Raw genomic sequence first — 17,714 nt, 5'->3', positions numbered from 1 at the left:
GAATGACCGATTACTTCAAGTTATGATGAAGGGCAAATTTCATAAACAATGAAGAGAGGTTTTCCTTTTCTCCATGAGCTTGAATAAAGAAAAAATGACGTTCAATATGGAGGTTATCCACATCAATAATAATGAATTCGTTTTGTTGAAGTTCTTTCAGAACAGTGAAAATGGAAAGAAAGGCCATTGCGTTGGAATTGACCAGATAGCGCTTTATGCTTTCTGTGCTGCCCAGTTGCATTTCTTTTTTAAGCTGGCTAAGACTGATTCCTTGCTCCTTTAAACTGTGGGAGATAACTTCCAAGGTGCCCGATCCAGGTTCTCTCAGGAGTAATGGAACATCCAGCAATTCTTCTTTGCTCAGACTTTCTTTATGTTTTAAGGGATGGCTAACTCTTGCAATTAGGACAAGTTCGTCTTTGATAAATTCGGTATACTTAAAGAATGTACTTTTGGAAAATCCCTCAATAATCCCTAGACCAATTTGCTGCTTTTTTAGCAGTTTTTCAATTTGTTCTGTGTTTCCAGTTGTAAGTGTTAACTGAATGTCCTGAAACTTTTCCCGGAAAGAAGCCAAGATTGGAGGCAAGATATATTGAGCCACCGTACTACTTGCACCAATCCTCAACTCTCCTCGATGAGATTGGGCAAAATTATTCATTTCGAATTCTAGGCTCCTGTAGATACCAAAGATTTTTTCAGCGCCTTCATATAGGGCTTTTCCGGCAGGCGTTAGTGAAATTTTACTTCCTTGTCGGTGGAAGAGCTTGACCTGATAGTGCGCTTCAATGTTCCGGATATGTTTAGTAACAGCAGGCTGCGTGATGTACAGTTCTTCGGCGGCTTTAGTGAAATTTAGTCTTTTGGCCACCGTGTGGAATACCTGTAATCTAAAGTCTAACATCGCTTTCCAGTAAAAGAATTTAGTTTTGATCCATTAAATATAATAGTCTTCTTTTTACTTCTTCGTTACTTTTAACCTCATCATGGATTTTATTGGTGTCGATATCAAAAGCATACTTACCAGATCCGTCTTGCATGAGTACGATTGAATTAAGAATCAGTAAAGCTTCATTTCCGTCTGACGAATTGTACAGTGCCTGGAGCATTATTGGAGCTGGATTTTCTATTTTTAACAAGCCGAGGAATTCCGCTGCTCTCACACGGTTGATTTTTTCTGGATCGTTTAGCGCGATGCTTTTTATCGTAACCTGCATCTCTTTAGCTTCTTGACCGAAGCTGCTTGCCACGATTAAGGCCCAATATCTTTCCCAAGGGTCAGAAGAATCAAGTGTTTTAGAAATGGATTTTTTTACTTTATCATAATCCTCCAAACTCCAATCTGCAATTTTTATATATTGCTGTATTTCCTTTTTATGAGATTTTCCAAACTCAACGGGATTGTTAAAAGCTGAATTAATCAGATAAAACTCCGGATAAAAAGATAAGTCAGGCATGGATGTTTCCCATTCCCTAAGATCGTGACGCAAGGAAAGTAGAATTTTTCTGTAAGCTGGATCTTGCGCTAGGTTGTTGGTTTCGAATGGGTCTTGTTCCACATCAAAAAGCATCTCGGCCGGTCTCGATTTAAAGAAACTAGCTTGGGTTTTATCTAGTTTTCCACCGCAATATAAATCCCACCATTCTTCATAAGCTTTTTGTTGATAACGGTAGTTGTTCATCAACCCATCGAAGTTGAAGGGCTGATAATTTCTAATGTATTTGTATTTACCACTTCTTAGGGAGCGCACCAAATCATACTTTTCATCAAAGCGGTCTGCATAACCAAAAGTTTGTTGTCTTGTAGGGGTAGATTTTGGATTAAGGAAAGATTTACCATCCATTCGTTCAGGAGATTGTATTCCAGCCAATTTTAAAACTGTAGGGGCAAAATCTACAAAACTAACAAAGTCTGTTACCCTGCTTCCCTGTGGATAACTTACCAAATCAGCATATTTTTCAGGAATGTGGATAACCAATGGAATATGAAGTCCTGTTTCATATAAGTAGCCCTTACTACCTGGCATTACACCACCATGATCCCCAAAATAGAAAATAAATGTATTTTCAAGGAGTCCATCTTTTTCCAATTCATTGATTATTTCCCCCACCTTTTTGTCCATATCCTGAATTTTGGATAAGTAACGAGCTCGAGTGTATTTAAATAGTTCGGTTTGAGGATGATTTGGCTGTAATCTGCCAGGTTCTGGAAGTTCCTCGAGCGGTATTTTATCTATTACGTTTTCATCAAAGTGGAGGCTGCCTTCATGGGTAATGGCTATGTTGAAGACATGGAAAAATGGTTGGCCTTCTTTTCGGTTTTTGTATGAAGCCTTATTGGACGAGTCATCCCAGGCACCATCATTTTTGATGAAGTTGTAATCCTCTTTGGCATTATTGGTCGTGTAATATCCTGCCTCTCTTAAATAGGTTGGAAACATTTTGAGACCATTAGGCAGGGGTACTTTTTGAAGCTTTCGATGAAATTGAACACCAACACGCGGTGCATAACAGCCAGAGATTAGAGTAGATCTAGCAACACTACAAACGGGGGCATTAGAAAAGGCATGGTCAAAGGTCAGCCCAGTAACTGCTAATCGTTCTATGTTGGGTGTAGATATTCCATTCGAATCAAATAGAGAAAGGTAATGTTTGGAATTGTCTTCAGAAGTTATCCACACAATGTTGGGCCTCGATTGGCTATGGGCCTTCAAAAAGGATACTGTGACAATGAGTATGATTAAAACGATTCTTCGGAAAAATGAATTCATGAGTTAGAATTTACTATGGGATTATTGTATAATTAAAATGCTTTAAAAATCAATTGATAACCATTTCGGTTGAGAGTTATTTTTTCAGCGAAACTGTTAGAATGAAAATAGGCATTTAACTTCTTTTGCCTATTAATTGTTTGATGAAAGTATCAAATACTTGTTTTTCGGTTAGTTGTTGTGATCGCTTTTGATAGTAGAGTTGAATTGAGCAGCTATTGCAGAAGTTTTTCCATCATTTTTGCAATTCTGTTTGCTTTGGTTTCTTCTTTTTTTGCAGCATAAATCCAATCTATGTAAGCTTTTTGCTCTGATTCAGGAAGTCTATGAAAGTTATCAAGGGCCACTTTGGGTTCGTAATCAAAGCACTCTAGAAGTTCGCTAGGGATTTTAAGGGGAGTTTCATCCAAATGAAGAATGACCCTAACCTGATCACCAGCCTCTTTTTTAATCTTCTTTCTTATGGCCGCTTTTACTGGAAGAAAGAGTTGGCCATTTCCAAAGGGCATTAATTTATAGTGTTCCAATGGATAACCATCAATGCTGCCCCTGACAGTCACCCAGCCAAAGTGAGTGTGTTTTCCTGGTTGTATCTCAGGGATAATGGTGTAAGTCCAGCCGCCTTTACCAGGGAATTTGCTTAAAAGGAATGTTTTATCAACTAGAGGCTTTTTTACTTGCATGGAACCAATTAGAAAGGTCTAGTATAAATTTATAAAATTGATGTAGCTTCTACCCTTTCTTTTAGCTTTTTATTCATCAGTTCAAAAGCAGGCAATGTTTCGTTGAGAAGTTTACTTTTCAGGAATGGCACCAAAAGTCCGGAGAACTTTTCACTTTGGATAAAGTCCGTACCTCCATATTTATTTTCTACTAAATCGAAGCTGTGCTGTCCATCAAAAATCCCTTGGAATAAGAGCTTGCCCAGCCAAGAGAAAGAGCGGTTCTTATGATACTTTATAATTTTGGGTTTGAAGGTCATTCCTTGAAGATCCACTGTAATTCTTTGACCTAATTGAATTTTGCCCTTTACACTTTTAATAAAAGGATTCCATTGTGGATAAGTTTCAAAGTCCATTAAAACACTCCATACTTTTTCAGGTGTCGATTGGATGTGAATATGTGTTTCTATTTTCATTTTGAATAAGTTTTATTATCCAAAGGTCTATTAATCCGAGCAGGTTTTTCTTGATCTATATCAAGAATTCAAGTTTTTACGAATTCTGCTCAGGGTTTCTGGACTTATTCCCAACATAGAAGCAATTTGATGGAGAGGAACTTGGTTAAAAAGCTCTCTTTTGTAATCGAAAAGGCGTTGGAACCGCTCCTCGGCAGAAAGGGAAAGAAAACCAAAAACACGATCCTCCAATGTCATAAAACACTTTGCAATGAATATTTTCTCAATTTCATGCCATTGGGGAATGATATCCGGAAGTCGCTGATAGTTGGTTTTGGTGATGGTGAAAAGTTCACAATCTGAAATGGCTTGGACATTCTTTCTGGCAGGACCTTGAAATACCAAACACTGTAAATCTGTGATAAAGTCTCCAGGTGATGAAATCCATTGTGTGATGTCCTTGGCATCGGTATAATCAAATATTCTGAGGTGCCCGGTTTTGATAAAACTTAATTTGGAATCATAGCTTCCGGTTTTAAGATAGTATTCACCTTTTGAAAGTTTTTCAGTAATAAACAGCGATGCAAGTATTGCTAGGTCATTAGCTTTTAAATCAAAGTAGGTCTTAATGTATTGTTGAAGGGCTTGCATTGCTAAAGATTTTTACTTCAAATGAAGATAATGATTTGTAATATGTTAAGCATTTTTAACAAAACATTTTCCAATATGGATCAAGTTTGGTTCAGGTTTTGTTAAATATTACTTGTAATAAAAAACTGAATCATGAAGAATTTACTTTATTTATGCCTGTTTGGATTAATTGTTTTGGCTAGTTGTGTCTCAGAAAAGAAAGAAGTCCCGATAGGAACTTACTATGGTGTTTTGCCTTGTGCTGATTGTCCTGGAATCAGTTATGAGCTGACCCTGGAAAATGACTCTAGTTATATCGAGAAAATGATTTATCAGGATAGAAGTTCGGAAGTGAGCCAGCATAAAGGAAACTTTGTAATGGACGCAGATGGTATGATTACACTCTCAGATAAGCACTCATCGGATGGGACGAGACAGTTTAAAGTTAATGAGGAAGGTATTTTGATGTTGGACAAATCTGGAAATCCCATTGAGGGAAGTACAGCAGCACTTTATCAACTGCGCTCTAGCAAACCAGAGAATTTTAACATGAAGCTAAAGGAAAAGTCGTTTGTTGGGTTCAAAGCAAGTGGGAATGAACCTTTTTGGTCAGTGGAAATGGACTTTCACAAAAATATAACTTTTAAGCCGATGGAGGGTGAACCAATTACCGTTCCTCTTACCAAACCAGTAAGACCCCAGGATGTAAATGCGGTAACATATAGAGCTGAGACCGAAAAGGGGAGTTTGCAGGTTACTATTTTTAAAGAACCCTGTCAAGATACGATGTCTGGAAAAGAATTTGGACATAGAGTGACTGTACGAGTGAAGGTGGGTGACGAACAGGAATATAAAGAATATTCAGGTTGTGGGGATTACCAAGGCGATTATAGGTTAAATGATATTTGGGTCTTGGAAAGCATAAATGGCGAGGTTTTCATGAAGGAAGGAAAGTCACCCAATTTAGAATTCAATTTGATGGAAAACCGATTCTATGGTTTTGGAGGTTGTAATAGGATAAATGGAAACATCACATTAGAGAATCAAAAGGTTACTTTCGGGAAGGTGGTTTCCACTCAAATGGCCTGTCCAAATTTGGAGAAAGAAGGTGTTTTTTTAAAAAAGCTGAACGATCAAACTTATGATTTTATAATCAGCGAAGGTCGTTTAACTTTAAGTAATGAAGAAGATGAATTAGTTTTTAAAAAGATTGACTAATCAAACTGAATAAGAAAGGATCCTGGGTACATACTCAGGATCTTTTGTTAATTGGTATTCAAAGCTAGCAGAGCCTAATTGTTATTATTAAGTTTCAGCTATGATCAGCAAGTAAGTTTAAAAAGTATTCTAAGATTATGATTTGTTTGTTAGACCTGAGCGGTAAAGTATTTTTCTCAAATCGAGTTCTTTTAGGCTGGACTGGATGTCAGCGATCAAGCCCATTTTGACATTGTCTCCAACGGTCAAGCTGATAAAGATTTCTTTACCACCGATTTCTTCTTTTGCTTTTTCGACAATTTTAGAAAAGTCATCCAATGAACATAGCTCGCCATTGACGCGTATCTGCTGGTTGGCATTGACATGGACAGAGATTTGGTCTTTGGTTTTTGTTTCTTTCATTGGGCTCTCACTTGTACAGCTAAAGCCAACTGAAAAGATTACGGTTAGGATAAAAATGCCTACAATTCTCATGATTAAAAGGTTTTGTGATGAAATCAATTCAATATACTAAAAAAGTAGTTTATTAAAAAAGTATTTAGTTGATCTTTAAAATCAAAACATTGAATTTATTTAACACCTTAATTCTTATAAGGTTCTGATTAAAATTCTAATTTTATATAAACTAACATCAGGATTATGCACTTCTGTTTTTTTAAGTTATTACTTGGTCTTTGTTTCTTATTGTCCTGTACTCCTAATACAAAAGAGGAAGTAGGAAGCAGCAAGGTTTGGTATAAAGGAAACCTCCATACCCACTCCTATTGGAGTGATGGTGATGATTATCCGGAAATGATAATGGACTGGTATAAGTCGCATGGCTATGATTTTGCGGTACTTTCCGATCACAATACGTTGGCAGAAGGAGAGAAGTGGAAATTGATACCTAAATCACCCACTCATGAAATGGCGTTTGAGAAGTACTTCAAAAAGTATGGAGATAGCTGGGTAGAATATCGTGAAGATAGTGCGGGAAGAATAGAAGTAAAGTTAAAAACCTTAGAAGAATACCGGCAGTTATTTGAAGAGGAGGGAGAGTTTTTGATTGTACAATCTGAGGAAATCAGTGATAGCTTTGACAAGAAGCCTTTACATATGAATGTCACCAATATTCAGCACGTCTTGGAGCCTCAAGGTGGCAATTCTGTTTCTGAGGTGTTGCAGCGGAATTTAGATAAAGTGAAAGCACAGAGGGATTCTACAGGCCAGCCCATGTTTATGCACATCAACCATCCTAACTTTATTTGGGCCATCACCCCAGAGGATATTATGGATTTAGATGGAGAAAGGTTTTTTGAAGTGTACAATGGGCACCCTTTGGTGAATAATTATGGTGATTCATTGCGACCAAGTATGGAGGTCCTTTGGGATAAGGTCCAAGTAGCTTACTTGAAAGGTGAAAAACCTTTGATTTACGGCTTGGCAGTGGATGATGCCCATAATTATCATGTTTTCAATGGAAGCAATAGTAACCCAGGAAGAGGCTGGGTAATGGTACGGGCCGATGAGCTAAACCCAGAAGCTTTGGTGGAGGCCATGGAGAGGGGTGATTTTTATGCCAGTACCGGAGTGGTATTGGAGGATATAGTTTTTAAAAATGGAAAATTGGAGGTTTTCATTCAGAGAGAAGAAGGGGTATCCTATACTATTCAGTTTTTTGGCACAAAAAAGTCAGCCCCAGAGATGTCTGGTATATTATTGAAAGAGGAAAATGGCTTGCAAGCCAGCTATACTTTACAAGTTGATGATATGTATGTAAGGGCTAAAATAGTTTCTTCTAAACCTAAAGAAAATCCCTATCAAGTTGGAGATGTGGAAACAGCTTGGACACAACCTGTTATGGAATAAGGATTATATTCGACTAATTGGCTTTAATCAATCGGAGAGCTTCCTTTTCGCTCAAATTTGCCAAAGCCGTATTATCTACAAATTGTTGGACCCACGTGGGATCAGTTTTACTATATTGCCTTAAAATCCAGCCAATGGCCTTGTTGATAAAGAACTCCTTCGACCCAAGAAGGGAATGGATGGTGTGAGAAAGCAGTTTGGTATCCAGATTGTTTTTATAATTGAGCTGGAAAATCAATGCGCACCTTTGAAGCCATATATTTCCTGAGGCCAACCACTTATCCACATAAAATTGGGTCTGTTCAGGGAAGACAGAAAAGTATTTGCCCATTAATTTCACTGCGATAAAATCCACTGTGTCCCACCATGATTTGTGGATAACCATGTACTCAAAGAGGTCAATATCTGCCTTTTCTACCTTTTTGATGTATTTTTCGGCAAGCTCTTGCGCAAAAAGTTGAAACTCTCTTTCCGGTTTGTTCCAAAGGATTTCAACCAGTTCTGGAATGTCTTCTTTTTTGGGGAGGGTTGATTTCTCCAGAAATGGCTTTTGAATATCTCGTCTTAATGGGGTCTTTAGTCCCAAAAATTCAAAATGGTCTTTCATATAAGCTTTTTGTCCAAGGGCAACTACCCCATTGGCATGGCGCTTAAATTCATCTTCTAAAGTTCTGATATAAGCTTGCATCAAGGAAAGATAAATAAAATATCAATCCATATAGGCTTCGTTATCTCCTTTATTTCTCAGATCTACTCCACCCTGCAAGATAGAATTGAGATTGGCCAGATAGAAGGTCCAACCCGTTTTACAACCAACATGGAAGTTCTCTTCAGTGGTATCAAAGTGTGGGATATCTTCTTGGGTGAGCTCAACAATAGACTTGCCTTCATCTGCTTTGATTTTTACACTCACGATACCTACCTTACCAAATCTGAATTTCAGAAAATCTGTTCCATTTATTTCCAATATCTCTCCTTTCTCCATAACTTCATCAGGATAGCCATGCCAAAGCCATTGGTAATGATCACCCACTTTTATGACCTCATCTGGTTTTCTTTGTTGTCCAAGTGGATTATGAAATACAGCAGATCTTAAAAACCAACTTTCAATTTTTGACGGAATGGTCCAAGCCCCATAGATGGTCTTTACATCCGATTTGATCGGGGTTTTTATGGTAAATCTGCTCCAGTCGAATTTTTGATTGGCCATAGCAATTCAGGTTGATACAAATAAAAAAATCAACTTAATTTAATTAATTTCAGCCAATAAATTTCACCCAAGGAGTTCTAGCGAATGTATTTCCAGTAAATTTTTCTTAGTGAATGTATTCCATGATACTTTATTTTGTCCATCGCGGAAGGGAGATACTTAGGCCAACTTTCTGGAAATGGATAGCCATAAAGCTTCATGGAGGTGTAGAAGGCTCTTTGTGCTATAGGAATAATTTCTTTAGTATATTGGTCAACAAACGACTTTTTATCCTTTTTAGTGACATTGATGACAGGTAATTCCCGGATGGGCGTAATCCCCACTGTTTTTAAGGCTTTGGTGAAGTCGTCAGATAGGTGTTCAAACCTGATGATGTAATCGTATCGGTCATAATACATGCTGTGCCAATCACTATAAGGCATGCTGTAAAACTCCTTAATAAATTCAGGGAAGGTCATTTTACCTCCTGCTACAGAGCTTGCCCTCTTTTTAAGGATTTTATTGGCAAGAGCGATACCTCCTTTTTGTATGATGTTTTTATTGCCAACAGACTTAATCTGGTCTTTTTGGATGCCATCATGGTTGCTCATGTATTTAAAGTACAAGCTAACAGTTCTGTCCAATGGATTTCTAACTGAGACAATGACTTTGTATTTTTTTTCTTCTTCAGAGGCTTGTCTTAAAAAAACATCATATGGAGCATGTTTATAAAGAATTTTTTCACCTCCATAAAGTTCGCACAGTTCTTCGCGAATAGCCGTTGTACCTGTTCTTGGAAGGCACAAAAAGACAAATTTGTGTTTGTGGCTGATTATCATGCTGAAATTTTTTGATAGATAGTTTTAATTTTTTCTGCTATATCAGAATCAGTAATCTTAAGCTGCTTAATCCGCTCTCTACCAGCAGATTTTTTATACTTACTGATTATGTACTCAATATCCTGAGCGAGTTTCTCCGGATCAAATGACGAAACTATTGTTCCTTCACAATCTTTCAAGAGAAATTCCACATCTCCAACAGGGGTGGAAGCAATACAACAGTTGCATGCCATGGCCTCTTTGATAAGATTAGGTGACCCTTCGGCATAGGATGTCAAAACAAGAATGTCTACAGAGTTCATATATTTGATCACCGTTTCCTGTTTGAGTGGAAATGGAGACAATAACTCAACGGACTTCATTGTTTGATTCCTAGATTTTATTTTTTCAAATGCTTTGTAAAGCAAGTCAAAGTTTTTTCTAGAATCTTTAGGATTGCCTAGAAAAAGGACATATTTTTTTTCTGGATTTAGCCCCAATTCTTCCCTAAAGCCTACATCTTCATTGTAGAATTTTTGAATATTGACTCCATTGGGGATTATGGATGATCGATTTTTACGATAAACATACTTGGCAATGTTTTCTGACTTACTTATGATATGGCTCAAAAAAGGCTGGATAAGGTAGGTAAGTAAGGTTAAATACTTGCTTGTCCACTTAATTTTGCCATTTTTATCAAATCGTCCGTAAGCATCAGTACCCATCAGGGATAAGACGTGTTTTTTTTGTGGAGCAGCCAAAACAGCAATCCATCCGGAAATCACGAAATGAGAATGAATGATGTCGTACTTACCAGATTTGACTAGTGTTTTTATTTTTCCAATATTTCTAAGATAGCCTTTTATCCCTTTACCCATAATGGGGTAATGATCCACTGAAACACCAAGTTTTTTCAATGAATCTTTTTGGGCAGAGATGAATGGAACAATACCTCCTCCTCTTTTATTTCCACTGGATACAAATAATACTTTCATAATCTTATTAAAAAGGTCTGAAATGCATATTGCATTTCAAGACTTATAACAGCTTACAACAGGAACATTGAGACAATAAAGCGTTATTTTAGGGTCTATTAATTGACTAAGGTCAATTTTAATTTGAAAGTATAATGATACAAAAAATGCAAAAAAGTTCCTACAAAAATCAAAAAAACGTATGTAAAATAATTTTGAACTGAACAAAAGCTTAAGGGGGTCAATTAAAACCCCCCTTAGCATCCAATGCTTGACGTACATGAGCCAAGTGGTGATTGCAATGCCATGCATAGATACCAATCGTCTCTGCAAGATTAATTTCCCGACGCTGCTGAGGATGATAAAAAGTCCTTTCCAGCTGTTCTTTGGTCAAACTTTTGAGCAGCTTCACCCACCTATGATGAAGTCCCTCCAACAATTTCAAAGAATAAGTAATATCATCTTCTAGTGAATCTGCAAGCTCGGCCCACTTTGTCTCGTGGTAAGGTTTGATGGATGGAGTGTCCTCAGTGAGGGCTAGTTTGAATCGAATAATACTATTGAGATGGCTGTCGCCGCAATGATGGACCACTTGCTTGATGGACCAGCCTTCTGGTCTGTATTTCCAATTAAGCTCTTTCATACCTAATTTTTCGGTGAGGTCTTTTATTCTAATTGGAAAGCTACTAATATCTTCGATCCATGTTTGGATCAGTTGATCATCGATGTTTTTGGGCTCGTAAAATCGTCCAATTGGATACTTGAGTTTTTCTAATTCTTCTGTGGTCATCTTAGTGGGCTTTATTAGTTTGTTTTTTGTATATACCATTGAATGCTGTTTGCAGGACGTTCTGGTTTTTATCAAGAACTTCCCAAACCTGGTTTACGGTTTTATCTGAATTTAGCATCCAGGTAATTCTGTTAATGATAGTTTGACCTTGGCCATTCTGTTTAGGGCTGCTTTTAAGTATCATTTTGTTAGGTTTTGCTTTTCCCTTAAGCTGGAGGTTATTGCCTTGATTGTCTATCCAAATTTGATTCCAAGAATCATCTGAGGGATCATAAAAATTGTAACTCCTTCCAGTTACACCACTATTTCCTGTCCACTGTTCTTGGATGAGGCAGCCATTTTCCAGCTTAACAATGGTATTTTCTCCAACTTTCTTCCCTGAAGGATCAAAAACATCCCAACTTCCAAGCCAAAAATCAAACTGTTTATGCTCCCCAGAGCAACAAGGGCAATCTTGGTATTGGGCCCTAGATAGCTGGCAGATCATCACTGAAAGCAATAATATAAAAAGATGCTTTATCATAAATTGATGATTTGGATCTAATCATCAATTTAACCAAAATATGACTCAGGAGAAAATTGGAATTACTTTACTTCCTCAAATTATCTAAATGGATTTGCTAAGTATATGTCGGGATAATTATAAGTTGGAACTCTTTTCTACATTAATCTCATTACTTGATCTAAACCAACCATTTTTAAAGTCTCCATCACAAGCCGAAAGTAATTTGGATTTCAAATGAACAAGTTTCTCTGGATACTGTTCAGACAAGTCATGAGTTTCTTTGTAATCATCAGGAAGGTAAAACAGTTCAAAGGTATCTTTTTGTATAAAATACCTTATTTTCCATCCCTCCTGTGTGATAAGGGTAGGCCCTTCAAAGGAAGAATGAACTATATACTCATGTTTTTTCTGCTGATCTTTTCCCAAAAGAGCGGGTAAAAAGGAAACTCCATCTGTAGTGAATTTTTCTTCAAAACCGACTATTTCGGCTAAAGTAGGAAGAAAATCGTAGTTGGTGACTAAAAGATCTGAACTGCTCCCAGGCTTTATTTTTCCGGGCCATTTTACTATCAGAGGTACTTCTAATCCTCCTTGCAAGTTACTTCTTTTCATTCCTGCCCTACCATCATTTCCGTTAAATATGTCACCTGCCAGCTCACTGTAATATTTATGATCAAGGTTGTCAAAGCGCTTTCCCGTTTCCATGTTCGTGTAGGGTTTGAGGACTCTATTTTGTTGGGTGTAATAGATTTCGTGGCCATTATCCGATGTAAAAATAACCATGGTGTTTTCCGCAATCCCCTGATTCTCCAGTTCAGCCATGATCTGACCGACATTGTCATCCAAAAGTTTGACCATTGAGGCATACTCTTTTTCGATTTGGGTGAGCTCATCTATTTTGGCAATCTCTGGATGTACTTTGGGAATTGCCACTGGACCATGTGGCAATTGTGTTGGAAAGTATAAGAAGAAAGGGTTCTCCTTATTTGATCTGATAAACGCTAAAACATTTTCCATGAAAAGATTTTGTGAATACGTTTCTTTTCCGGTCATGTCCCATCTTTCTTGATAGGCAGCAGGTGTTTCCATTTCTATACTTTTGCCACAGTCCATTCTTGTATTGCCAGGAATTTGTATCATTTGGCCATTTTCAAAAAGAAAAGGAGGATAGAATCCATGGGCCCTGTTATGGTCAAGGTATCCTAAGTAATGATCCCAACCATGTCTTTCCATTTGATGATGAGAGGCCGAGAAACCCCATTCCAGTTTTCCGAACTGAGCAGTTTTATAACCTGCTTTTTGTGCAATTTGGCCAAGGAAAATTTGATCTGATGGAATAGGGCTCAATCCCTGATTGATCATGTTTTCAATTTCTTCGTGTGCGTATTTTCCCGTGCTGATGTTTTTGTAAAGCTGTCCTCTGCTCACTTCAAAACCCACTTCGTGACAGTCATGCAGTCCTGATATCAAGGCTGCCCTAGCCGGAGCACATAACATACTTCCGGTGGCATTGGTAAATTTTATTCCCTGTTTGGCTAATTGATCAATATGGGGTGTTCTGATATATTTTTGACCTTCATGGCTCAATAAGCCTTTTCCAAAATCATCGGCGTAAATGAGAATGATGTTAGGTTGTTTTGCCTTTTCCGGTAAATTATTGAATCCAACAAGGAATAATACTATGATTTTAACTGCAAAAATTAGAATAAGAGATTTTTTAGCCATGATCAAATTTAGACCATAAGCCCCAATAATCAAATATTTCTAAAGTTAATTCTTATGAATTTGAAGCTTTTAGACTTTTAACCAATGCGAATTCCAAAGATGTATGCACAAGTTTTATTTACTCTTTACCATCTAAATTAAAGCATCATTTTTTGCTATAACTTTTTGAAAGTGAATTTAGACAGGGGCTGATGTCAAAATACATACCTTCCAATCCAAGGTCATTATTGGCTACTTTTAGGTAATCAAAATGCTCTGTTAAACTCTGAGATCCGTCAAATTTAAATCCAAGGACATCTATTAAATCATATTCATGGGATGTATCGATCACATAAAAAGCGGTCTTTTTCGAAGCTCCATCTCCAGAGCTTAGCAGTGCATCGAATACTATTTCCATCTGTATTATTTTGGCTTGAAAACTCGAAGTGTCCTCTAAATTTTCGTGCGCATAGAGTTGGTAATTCATTACTGTCAGATCAAATGGGTTTTCTGCCAATATGGAATCTCCATGTTGGATAATTTTCTTCAGATCTGTATGATTGTGTTCAACCTTCTGAAGTACAGTTTCCAAGCTGTCTTTGTATTTGGGAATGCTATAGGGTGAATAGTCTTGGTGGAATACAAACCCGTAGTACAAATGTCTTTTTTCTTCAAGGCTCATGGTGCTGTCAGCCTTCAAAAACCTTGTCATTAAATTTGGAAAATGGAAGTCAGATTGATCATCAATGATGTGCGTTCTGATTTGCTCATAGTTTGGTTTCTCAAATTCCCAATATTGGGGATAGGCAAAATGAGCCATAAGGCTTAGCATACAGAATAGGCCAATCTTTTTCATCAAAACTTAAAAATTAATAATGTGTCAAACCTGTTTTGTCAAAGCTACCTCAAGTAATTTGAATAATGGAATAGTTGAAAAATAACATCAAACTTGGTAAATCAATTCCATTTTTTTGTAAATGTTTAATCGATAAGGGCTCATGAACAGTAAGTTCTAAAAAAGTTGACATTAAAAAAAGCCAATGGGATAAAGTTCCTAAGAATTTTATCCCATTGGCTAAGCAAATAAATAAGTTTTAAAAAGCTCTTTCTTTCAAGTGATCATCCAAATCAATGGCTTTGACTCCTGACTCAAGCCATTCTGGTGCTGGTTTGCCTTTCAGGTGATGGTCAAAGAATTCCATCATACGGACACTGTAGTCCTTTCTGTTTTCCAATTTAGCAATACCGTGGTTTTCACCTTTGTACTGCACCATCACTACGGGCTTTTGTAACCTTCTTAATGCATTATAGTATTCCAATCCTTGGGTGAAGTCAACGGCTCCGTCTTTATCGTTGTGTAACATCAATAATGGAGTATTCACGTCCTTGACATGGTAAATGGGGCTGTTTCGCTCATAAGATTCCCAATTTTCCCAAGGTCCACCAGTAAATCTTCCTTGTGATGATTCGAAGATGGCCATATTGCCATTGCCGGAGTTCCAATAAATTAGGTCATACATGGAAATCATATTGGTAAGGGCTGCGCCAGCTGCTGCTGCCTTGAACATGTCTGTTTGGGTAACCAAGAAAGCAGTTTGGTAACCGCCCCAAGAGTGTCCATGAATACCTATGTTTTCCTCATCGATTATACCTGTTTCAATGGCGGCTTTGACAGCAGGTATCACACACCAAACTGCAGACATGCCTGGGTCGTCCAGCGTATAAGTGATGTCCGGCATAAATACCGCATAACCATTACTGGTGTACACATTAGGATTCCATCCTGTTCTGCCAAAATCTGGAGATGTCCAGTTATGGAGGCTATAGGAAAGCTTTTCATAATAGTATACCATGGTCGGGTATTTTTTGCCTTCTTCATAATCGGCTGGAAGGAACAAGGCTCCTTGGAGTTTAACCCCTTTGTCAGAAACATAATCCACCAGTTTGACGCCAGAAGACCAAGTATACTCGTCTAATTTTTTGGGATCATCAGTTATCTTTTTTGGGTTTTCAAAGGAAGCATTGGTCAAGAAATAAGCCGGTGGAGTATTATATGTTTCTTTTGAGTATATAAATGTATCAGCAGCTTTTGCTTTGGTGAACTGACCAATCATGACATCTTCCCAAATTAATACTTTTGGCCCAGGCTTTAGTCCTGACTTACTGCCTTCCAAGCTAATGACACCACTTTTCTTTGTCCATTCACCATATGCTCTGAAATATTGCTTTTTGCTAAGGTCTATTCCTTTTTCATCTGGGTAAATTCCAAATCTTCCTTGATAACGTGTTTGGGTATTTTCACCATTAACGGTTAAGTTCAAGGCCTTTTTCTTTTTATTAACGGGTACCTGCCAAATGTCCCATTCGCTTTTTAACAAGACATATTTGCTTTCACTGTCCCAACCAAGAGGATAGTTCATGGGTTTGATGACATTGTGGTCATCATCAGTATTCACAAAGGTAGTTTCCAGGTCGGCCGTAAGGTTAGTTTCTTCCTTAGTGATCAGGTCATAAACAAAGAAATGTCCATCCACCGCAAACAATATTTTGGTGCCATCAGGAGAGGTTTTAGGAGTGCTGGCTCCAGAAGGGATGTAGAATTTTTCTTTCCAAAGAGTTTTTTCTCCACTTTCAATATCTATGATGTAAAAATCCCTATAACTTTTTCCGGTCAGGTTACTTTGAAGCTCATAAGGTTTGGCATCAGACGCAATGGCAAAATGCTGCTTTGGCAGTATCATAAAATCGGAAAGGGTACTGTCTTGAAGTGTTGTATGTTTTTTGTTTTCAATATTGTAAACTGCGTAAAGGCTCTTTCGCTTTTCGCTACTTTCCAACTTTTCCTGCCGTGATTGCAACTGATCATCCTTCCAATGCCAAATGGTCATACTAGGTTTGTCGGCATTCTTAGGCTGTGTGTTCGGAGAGGCGTTTGCTCTTTCGATTTTAGATAATGCTTTTTTCAGATCGGCCATTGATTTAATGGTAGTGTCAGCTCTTAATGAAGCAATTTTTTCAGTTTCCAGAGCTTTTAAGGAATCCTCGTTTACCTCAGGCTTCTTCTCTTCAGGCTTTTTGGCCAACTCTAAATCGTGGATACCATAAAATAATTGACTAAGGTCATCAGACCAGCTTGGCCTTTGGTTGGGACTAATGGTGTATTTGTCGGGAAAGCTAACGCTGTCTTCTTTGGGGTTGTAAACAATGACTTCTGGAGATGTAAGATTCTTGACACCTATTACAGCACCTAACTCTTGCTTGTACTTTTTGTCCTTTGTCATTTTGAGTGCAGCAAAACCATCCCCCTCTTCTGTCCAATGGATAGATTTGAAGCTTGCTTCATCACTTTCAAGTACATGAGTTCGGTTGTTGTCAACATCAAACAAGTAAATGCCATTACCAGACTGGTTGGCTGCATCTACTGTGTAGCTCAGGTATTTTCCAGATTTATTGAAGGAAAACTCTAGGACGTTGCCAATATTTTGTTTGGTGCCATTTTCTAAATGGTAAATCAGCAAGTCAGAACCTTTGCCACTGCCTCCGTCTTTATTGAGGTTAATGGCCAAAATTGAACTTGCATCATTGTTAAAGGTAAAGCTTTGCACTTTTTCAAAGACCACTTTCTTGTCCTCCTTAAGGTCAAGTAAAATTAGTTTATTGAATAGCTTTTTTGCTTTGGATTTATCTTTCTTGTCCTTGAAATTGGGATATTCTATAAATGCAAGCCATCTGCTGTTTTCAGAAAAGTCCATTCTAGGCCTGCTAGTATCGCCAATTGGATATGTTTTTTTGTTATTGGTATCATCAGTGGCTTCAAGGACCAGTTTGCCATCACCTTCGACTTCTTTGAGGGTGTATGAAAACCATTTTCCATCTGGTGAAACTTGTCCGCTGCCGGTGACCAAAGCTTCCCAATTGGAAATTTCTTCCCAAGAAATGGGTTTTCGTTCTTTAGAAGGTGATTCTTTTTCTTCTTGTGCAAAAGCGTGAATGCACATCACAACACTAAGAAGAAACAGTGAAAAACGTTTGTTCATGAAATCGTAATTTATGGGGTTCATATTCTGTTCTGCTTTTAAAGTCAAAATCCTTGAAAGGCAAGTTTATCAATGGCTGACCTAAACCAATAAATTTAGGACTTTAAATGATG

At 37.6% G+C, this 17,714-nt stretch carries 17 protein-coding genes; 2 read left to right on the top strand and 15 right to left on the bottom strand.

Features of this window, described 5'->3' with window-relative positions:
• Positions 1-10 precede the first annotated feature (10 nt).
• The 5 genes from IFO69_RS08385 to IFO69_RS08365 all read right to left on the bottom strand — a co-directional run bounded on the left by IFO69_RS08385 (position 11) and on the right by IFO69_RS08365 (position 4,539).
• The gene (locus IFO69_RS08385) at positions 11-904 is read right to left on the bottom strand and encodes a LysR substrate-binding domain-containing protein (protein ID WP_192009611.1); all 894 of its coding nucleotides are present in this window, start codon (positions 902-904) and stop codon (positions 11-13) included.
• A gap of 19 nt (positions 905-923) precedes the next feature.
• Positions 924-2,771, bottom strand: a complete 1,848-nt coding sequence (locus tag IFO69_RS08380; protein ID WP_192009610.1) for a sulfatase family protein — start codon at positions 2,769-2,771, stop codon at positions 924-926.
• 215 nt (positions 2,772-2,986) lie between these two features.
• Complete coding sequence (locus IFO69_RS08375; protein ID WP_192009609.1) at positions 2,987-3,454, bottom strand: YdeI/OmpD-associated family protein; 468 nt, start codon at positions 3,452-3,454, stop codon at positions 2,987-2,989.
• A 29-nt stretch (positions 3,455-3,483) separates the two neighbouring features.
• Positions 3,484-3,909 (bottom strand): SRPBCC domain-containing protein, encoded by a 426-nt coding sequence (locus IFO69_RS08370; RefSeq protein WP_192009608.1) that lies wholly within the window; start codon positions 3,907-3,909, stop codon positions 3,484-3,486.
• Between the two features lie 60 nt (positions 3,910-3,969).
• Entirely contained in the window at positions 3,970-4,539 is a 570-nt protein-coding gene (locus IFO69_RS08365; protein WP_192009607.1) for a Crp/Fnr family transcriptional regulator, read from the bottom strand.
• 132 nt (positions 4,540-4,671) lie between these two features.
• Here IFO69_RS08365 and IFO69_RS08360 point away from each other — a divergent pair, with 132 nt between their 5' ends.
• Positions 4,672-5,736 carry a copper resistance protein NlpE N-terminal domain-containing protein gene (locus IFO69_RS08360; RefSeq protein WP_192009606.1) on the top strand — a complete coding sequence of 355 codons (1,065 nt, stop codon included), beginning with the start codon at positions 4,672-4,674 and terminating at the stop codon, positions 5,734-5,736.
• 135 nt (positions 5,737-5,871) lie between these two features.
• On the opposite strand, the gene IFO69_RS08355 is transcribed toward IFO69_RS08360, so the two are convergent.
• Positions 5,872-6,210 (bottom strand): ExbD/TolR family protein, encoded by a 339-nt coding sequence (locus IFO69_RS08355; protein ID WP_192009605.1) that lies wholly within the window; start codon positions 6,208-6,210, stop codon positions 5,872-5,874.
• A gap of 165 nt (positions 6,211-6,375) precedes the next feature.
• Here IFO69_RS08355 and IFO69_RS08350 point away from each other — a divergent pair, with 165 nt between their 5' ends.
• A complete protein-coding gene (locus IFO69_RS08350) occupies positions 6,376-7,584 on the top strand; it encodes a CehA/McbA family metallohydrolase domain-containing protein (protein ID WP_192009604.1) in 1,209 nt (402 codons plus the stop codon).
• Between the two features lie 13 nt (positions 7,585-7,597).
• On the opposite strand, the gene IFO69_RS08345 is transcribed toward IFO69_RS08350, so the two are convergent.
• From IFO69_RS08345 to IFO69_RS08305, 9 genes are all read right to left on the bottom strand, one after another.
• Positions 7,598-8,272 carry a DNA alkylation repair protein gene (locus IFO69_RS08345; RefSeq protein ID WP_192009603.1) on the bottom strand — a complete coding sequence of 225 codons (675 nt, stop codon included), beginning with the start codon at positions 8,270-8,272 and terminating at the stop codon, positions 7,598-7,600.
• A 21-nt stretch (positions 8,273-8,293) separates the two neighbouring features.
• On the bottom strand, positions 8,294-8,794 hold the full coding sequence (locus IFO69_RS08340) for an SRPBCC family protein (protein WP_192009602.1): 501 nt from the start codon (positions 8,792-8,794) through the stop codon (positions 8,294-8,296).
• A gap of 77 nt (positions 8,795-8,871) precedes the next feature.
• Complete coding sequence (locus IFO69_RS08335) at positions 8,872-9,612, bottom strand: sulfotransferase family 2 domain-containing protein (protein WP_192009601.1); 741 nt, start codon at positions 9,610-9,612, stop codon at positions 8,872-8,874.
• On the bottom strand, positions 9,609-10,586 hold the full coding sequence (locus IFO69_RS08330; protein ID WP_192009600.1) for a glycosyltransferase: 978 nt from the start codon (positions 10,584-10,586) through the stop codon (positions 9,609-9,611). Before IFO69_RS08330 ends, IFO69_RS08335 begins: the two co-directional genes overlap by 4 nt.
• A gap of 220 nt (positions 10,587-10,806) precedes the next feature.
• Positions 10,807-11,355 (bottom strand): YfiT family bacillithiol transferase, encoded by a 549-nt coding sequence (locus IFO69_RS08325; RefSeq protein ID WP_192009599.1) that lies wholly within the window; start codon positions 11,353-11,355, stop codon positions 10,807-10,809.
• Position 11,356: 1 nt separating this feature from the next.
• Positions 11,357-11,878 (bottom strand): hypothetical protein, encoded by a 522-nt coding sequence (locus tag IFO69_RS08320; protein ID WP_192009598.1) that lies wholly within the window; start codon positions 11,876-11,878, stop codon positions 11,357-11,359.
• 117 nt (positions 11,879-11,995) lie between these two features.
• On the bottom strand, positions 11,996-13,585 hold the full coding sequence (locus IFO69_RS08315) for an arylsulfatase (RefSeq protein ID WP_192009597.1): 1,590 nt from the start codon (positions 13,583-13,585) through the stop codon (positions 11,996-11,998).
• A gap of 145 nt (positions 13,586-13,730) precedes the next feature.
• On the bottom strand, positions 13,731-14,420 hold the full coding sequence (locus tag IFO69_RS08310) for a DUF4919 domain-containing protein (RefSeq protein WP_192009596.1): 690 nt from the start codon (positions 14,418-14,420) through the stop codon (positions 13,731-13,733).
• Positions 14,421-14,658: 238 nt separating this feature from the next.
• Positions 14,659-17,601 carry a S9 family peptidase gene (locus tag IFO69_RS08305; protein WP_192009595.1) on the bottom strand — a complete coding sequence of 981 codons (2,943 nt, stop codon included), beginning with the start codon at positions 17,599-17,601 and terminating at the stop codon, positions 14,659-14,661.
• Positions 17,602-17,714: the final 113 nt, after the last annotated feature.

It is taken from the genome of Echinicola arenosa, from assembly GCF_014841125.1.
GTDB lineage: Bacteria > Bacteroidota > Bacteroidia > Cytophagales > Cyclobacteriaceae > Echinicola > Echinicola arenosa.
The sequence above is the reverse complement of the archived record's forward strand: the minus strand, read 5'-3'. Positions and strand labels throughout refer to the sequence as shown.

What these genes read in the sequence shown, in the direction of transcription:
- IFO69_RS08385 (WP_192009611.1), bottom strand. Translation starts at nt 904, where the DNA reads ATGTTAGACTTTAGATTACAGGTATTCCACACGGTGGCCAAAAGACTA.
- IFO69_RS08380 (WP_192009610.1), bottom strand. Translation starts at nt 2,771, where the DNA reads ATGAATTCATTTTTCCGAAGAATCGTTTTAATCATACTCATTGTCACA.
- IFO69_RS08375 (WP_192009609.1), bottom strand. Translation starts at nt 3,454, where the DNA reads ATGCAAGTAAAAAAGCCTCTAGTTGATAAAACATTCCTTTTAAGCAAA.
- IFO69_RS08370 (WP_192009608.1), bottom strand. Translation starts at nt 3,909, where the DNA reads ATGAAAATAGAAACACATATTCACATCCAATCGACACCTGAAAAAGTA.
- IFO69_RS08365 (WP_192009607.1), bottom strand. Translation starts at nt 4,539, where the DNA reads ATGCAAGCCCTTCAACAATACATTAAGACCTACTTTGATTTAAAAGCT.
- IFO69_RS08360 (WP_192009606.1), top strand. Translation starts at nt 4,672, where the DNA reads ATGAAGAATTTACTTTATTTATGCCTGTTTGGATTAATTGTTTTGGCT.
- IFO69_RS08355 (WP_192009605.1), bottom strand. Translation starts at nt 6,210, where the DNA reads ATGAGAATTGTAGGCATTTTTATCCTAACCGTAATCTTTTCAGTTGGC.
- IFO69_RS08350 (WP_192009604.1), top strand. Translation starts at nt 6,376, where the DNA reads ATGCACTTCTGTTTTTTTAAGTTATTACTTGGTCTTTGTTTCTTATTG.
- IFO69_RS08345 (WP_192009603.1), bottom strand. Translation starts at nt 8,272, where the DNA reads ATGCAAGCTTATATCAGAACTTTAGAAGATGAATTTAAGCGCCATGCC.
- IFO69_RS08340 (WP_192009602.1), bottom strand. Translation starts at nt 8,794, where the DNA reads ATGGCCAATCAAAAATTCGACTGGAGCAGATTTACCATAAAAACCCCG.
- IFO69_RS08335 (WP_192009601.1), bottom strand. Translation starts at nt 9,612, where the DNA reads ATGATAATCAGCCACAAACACAAATTTGTCTTTTTGTGCCTTCCAAGA.
- IFO69_RS08330 (WP_192009600.1), bottom strand. Translation starts at nt 10,586, where the DNA reads ATGAAAGTATTATTTGTATCCAGTGGAAATAAAAGAGGAGGAGGTATT.
- IFO69_RS08325 (WP_192009599.1), bottom strand. Translation starts at nt 11,355, where the DNA reads ATGACCACAGAAGAATTAGAAAAACTCAAGTATCCAATTGGACGATTT.
- IFO69_RS08320 (WP_192009598.1), bottom strand. Translation starts at nt 11,878, where the DNA reads ATGATAAAGCATCTTTTTATATTATTGCTTTCAGTGATGATCTGCCAG.
- IFO69_RS08315 (WP_192009597.1), bottom strand. Translation starts at nt 13,585, where the DNA reads ATGGCTAAAAAATCTCTTATTCTAATTTTTGCAGTTAAAATCATAGTA.
- IFO69_RS08310 (WP_192009596.1), bottom strand. Translation starts at nt 14,420, where the DNA reads ATGAAAAAGATTGGCCTATTCTGTATGCTAAGCCTTATGGCTCATTTT.
- IFO69_RS08305 (WP_192009595.1), bottom strand. Translation starts at nt 17,601, where the DNA reads ATGAACAAACGTTTTTCACTGTTTCTTCTTAGTGTTGTGATGTGCATT.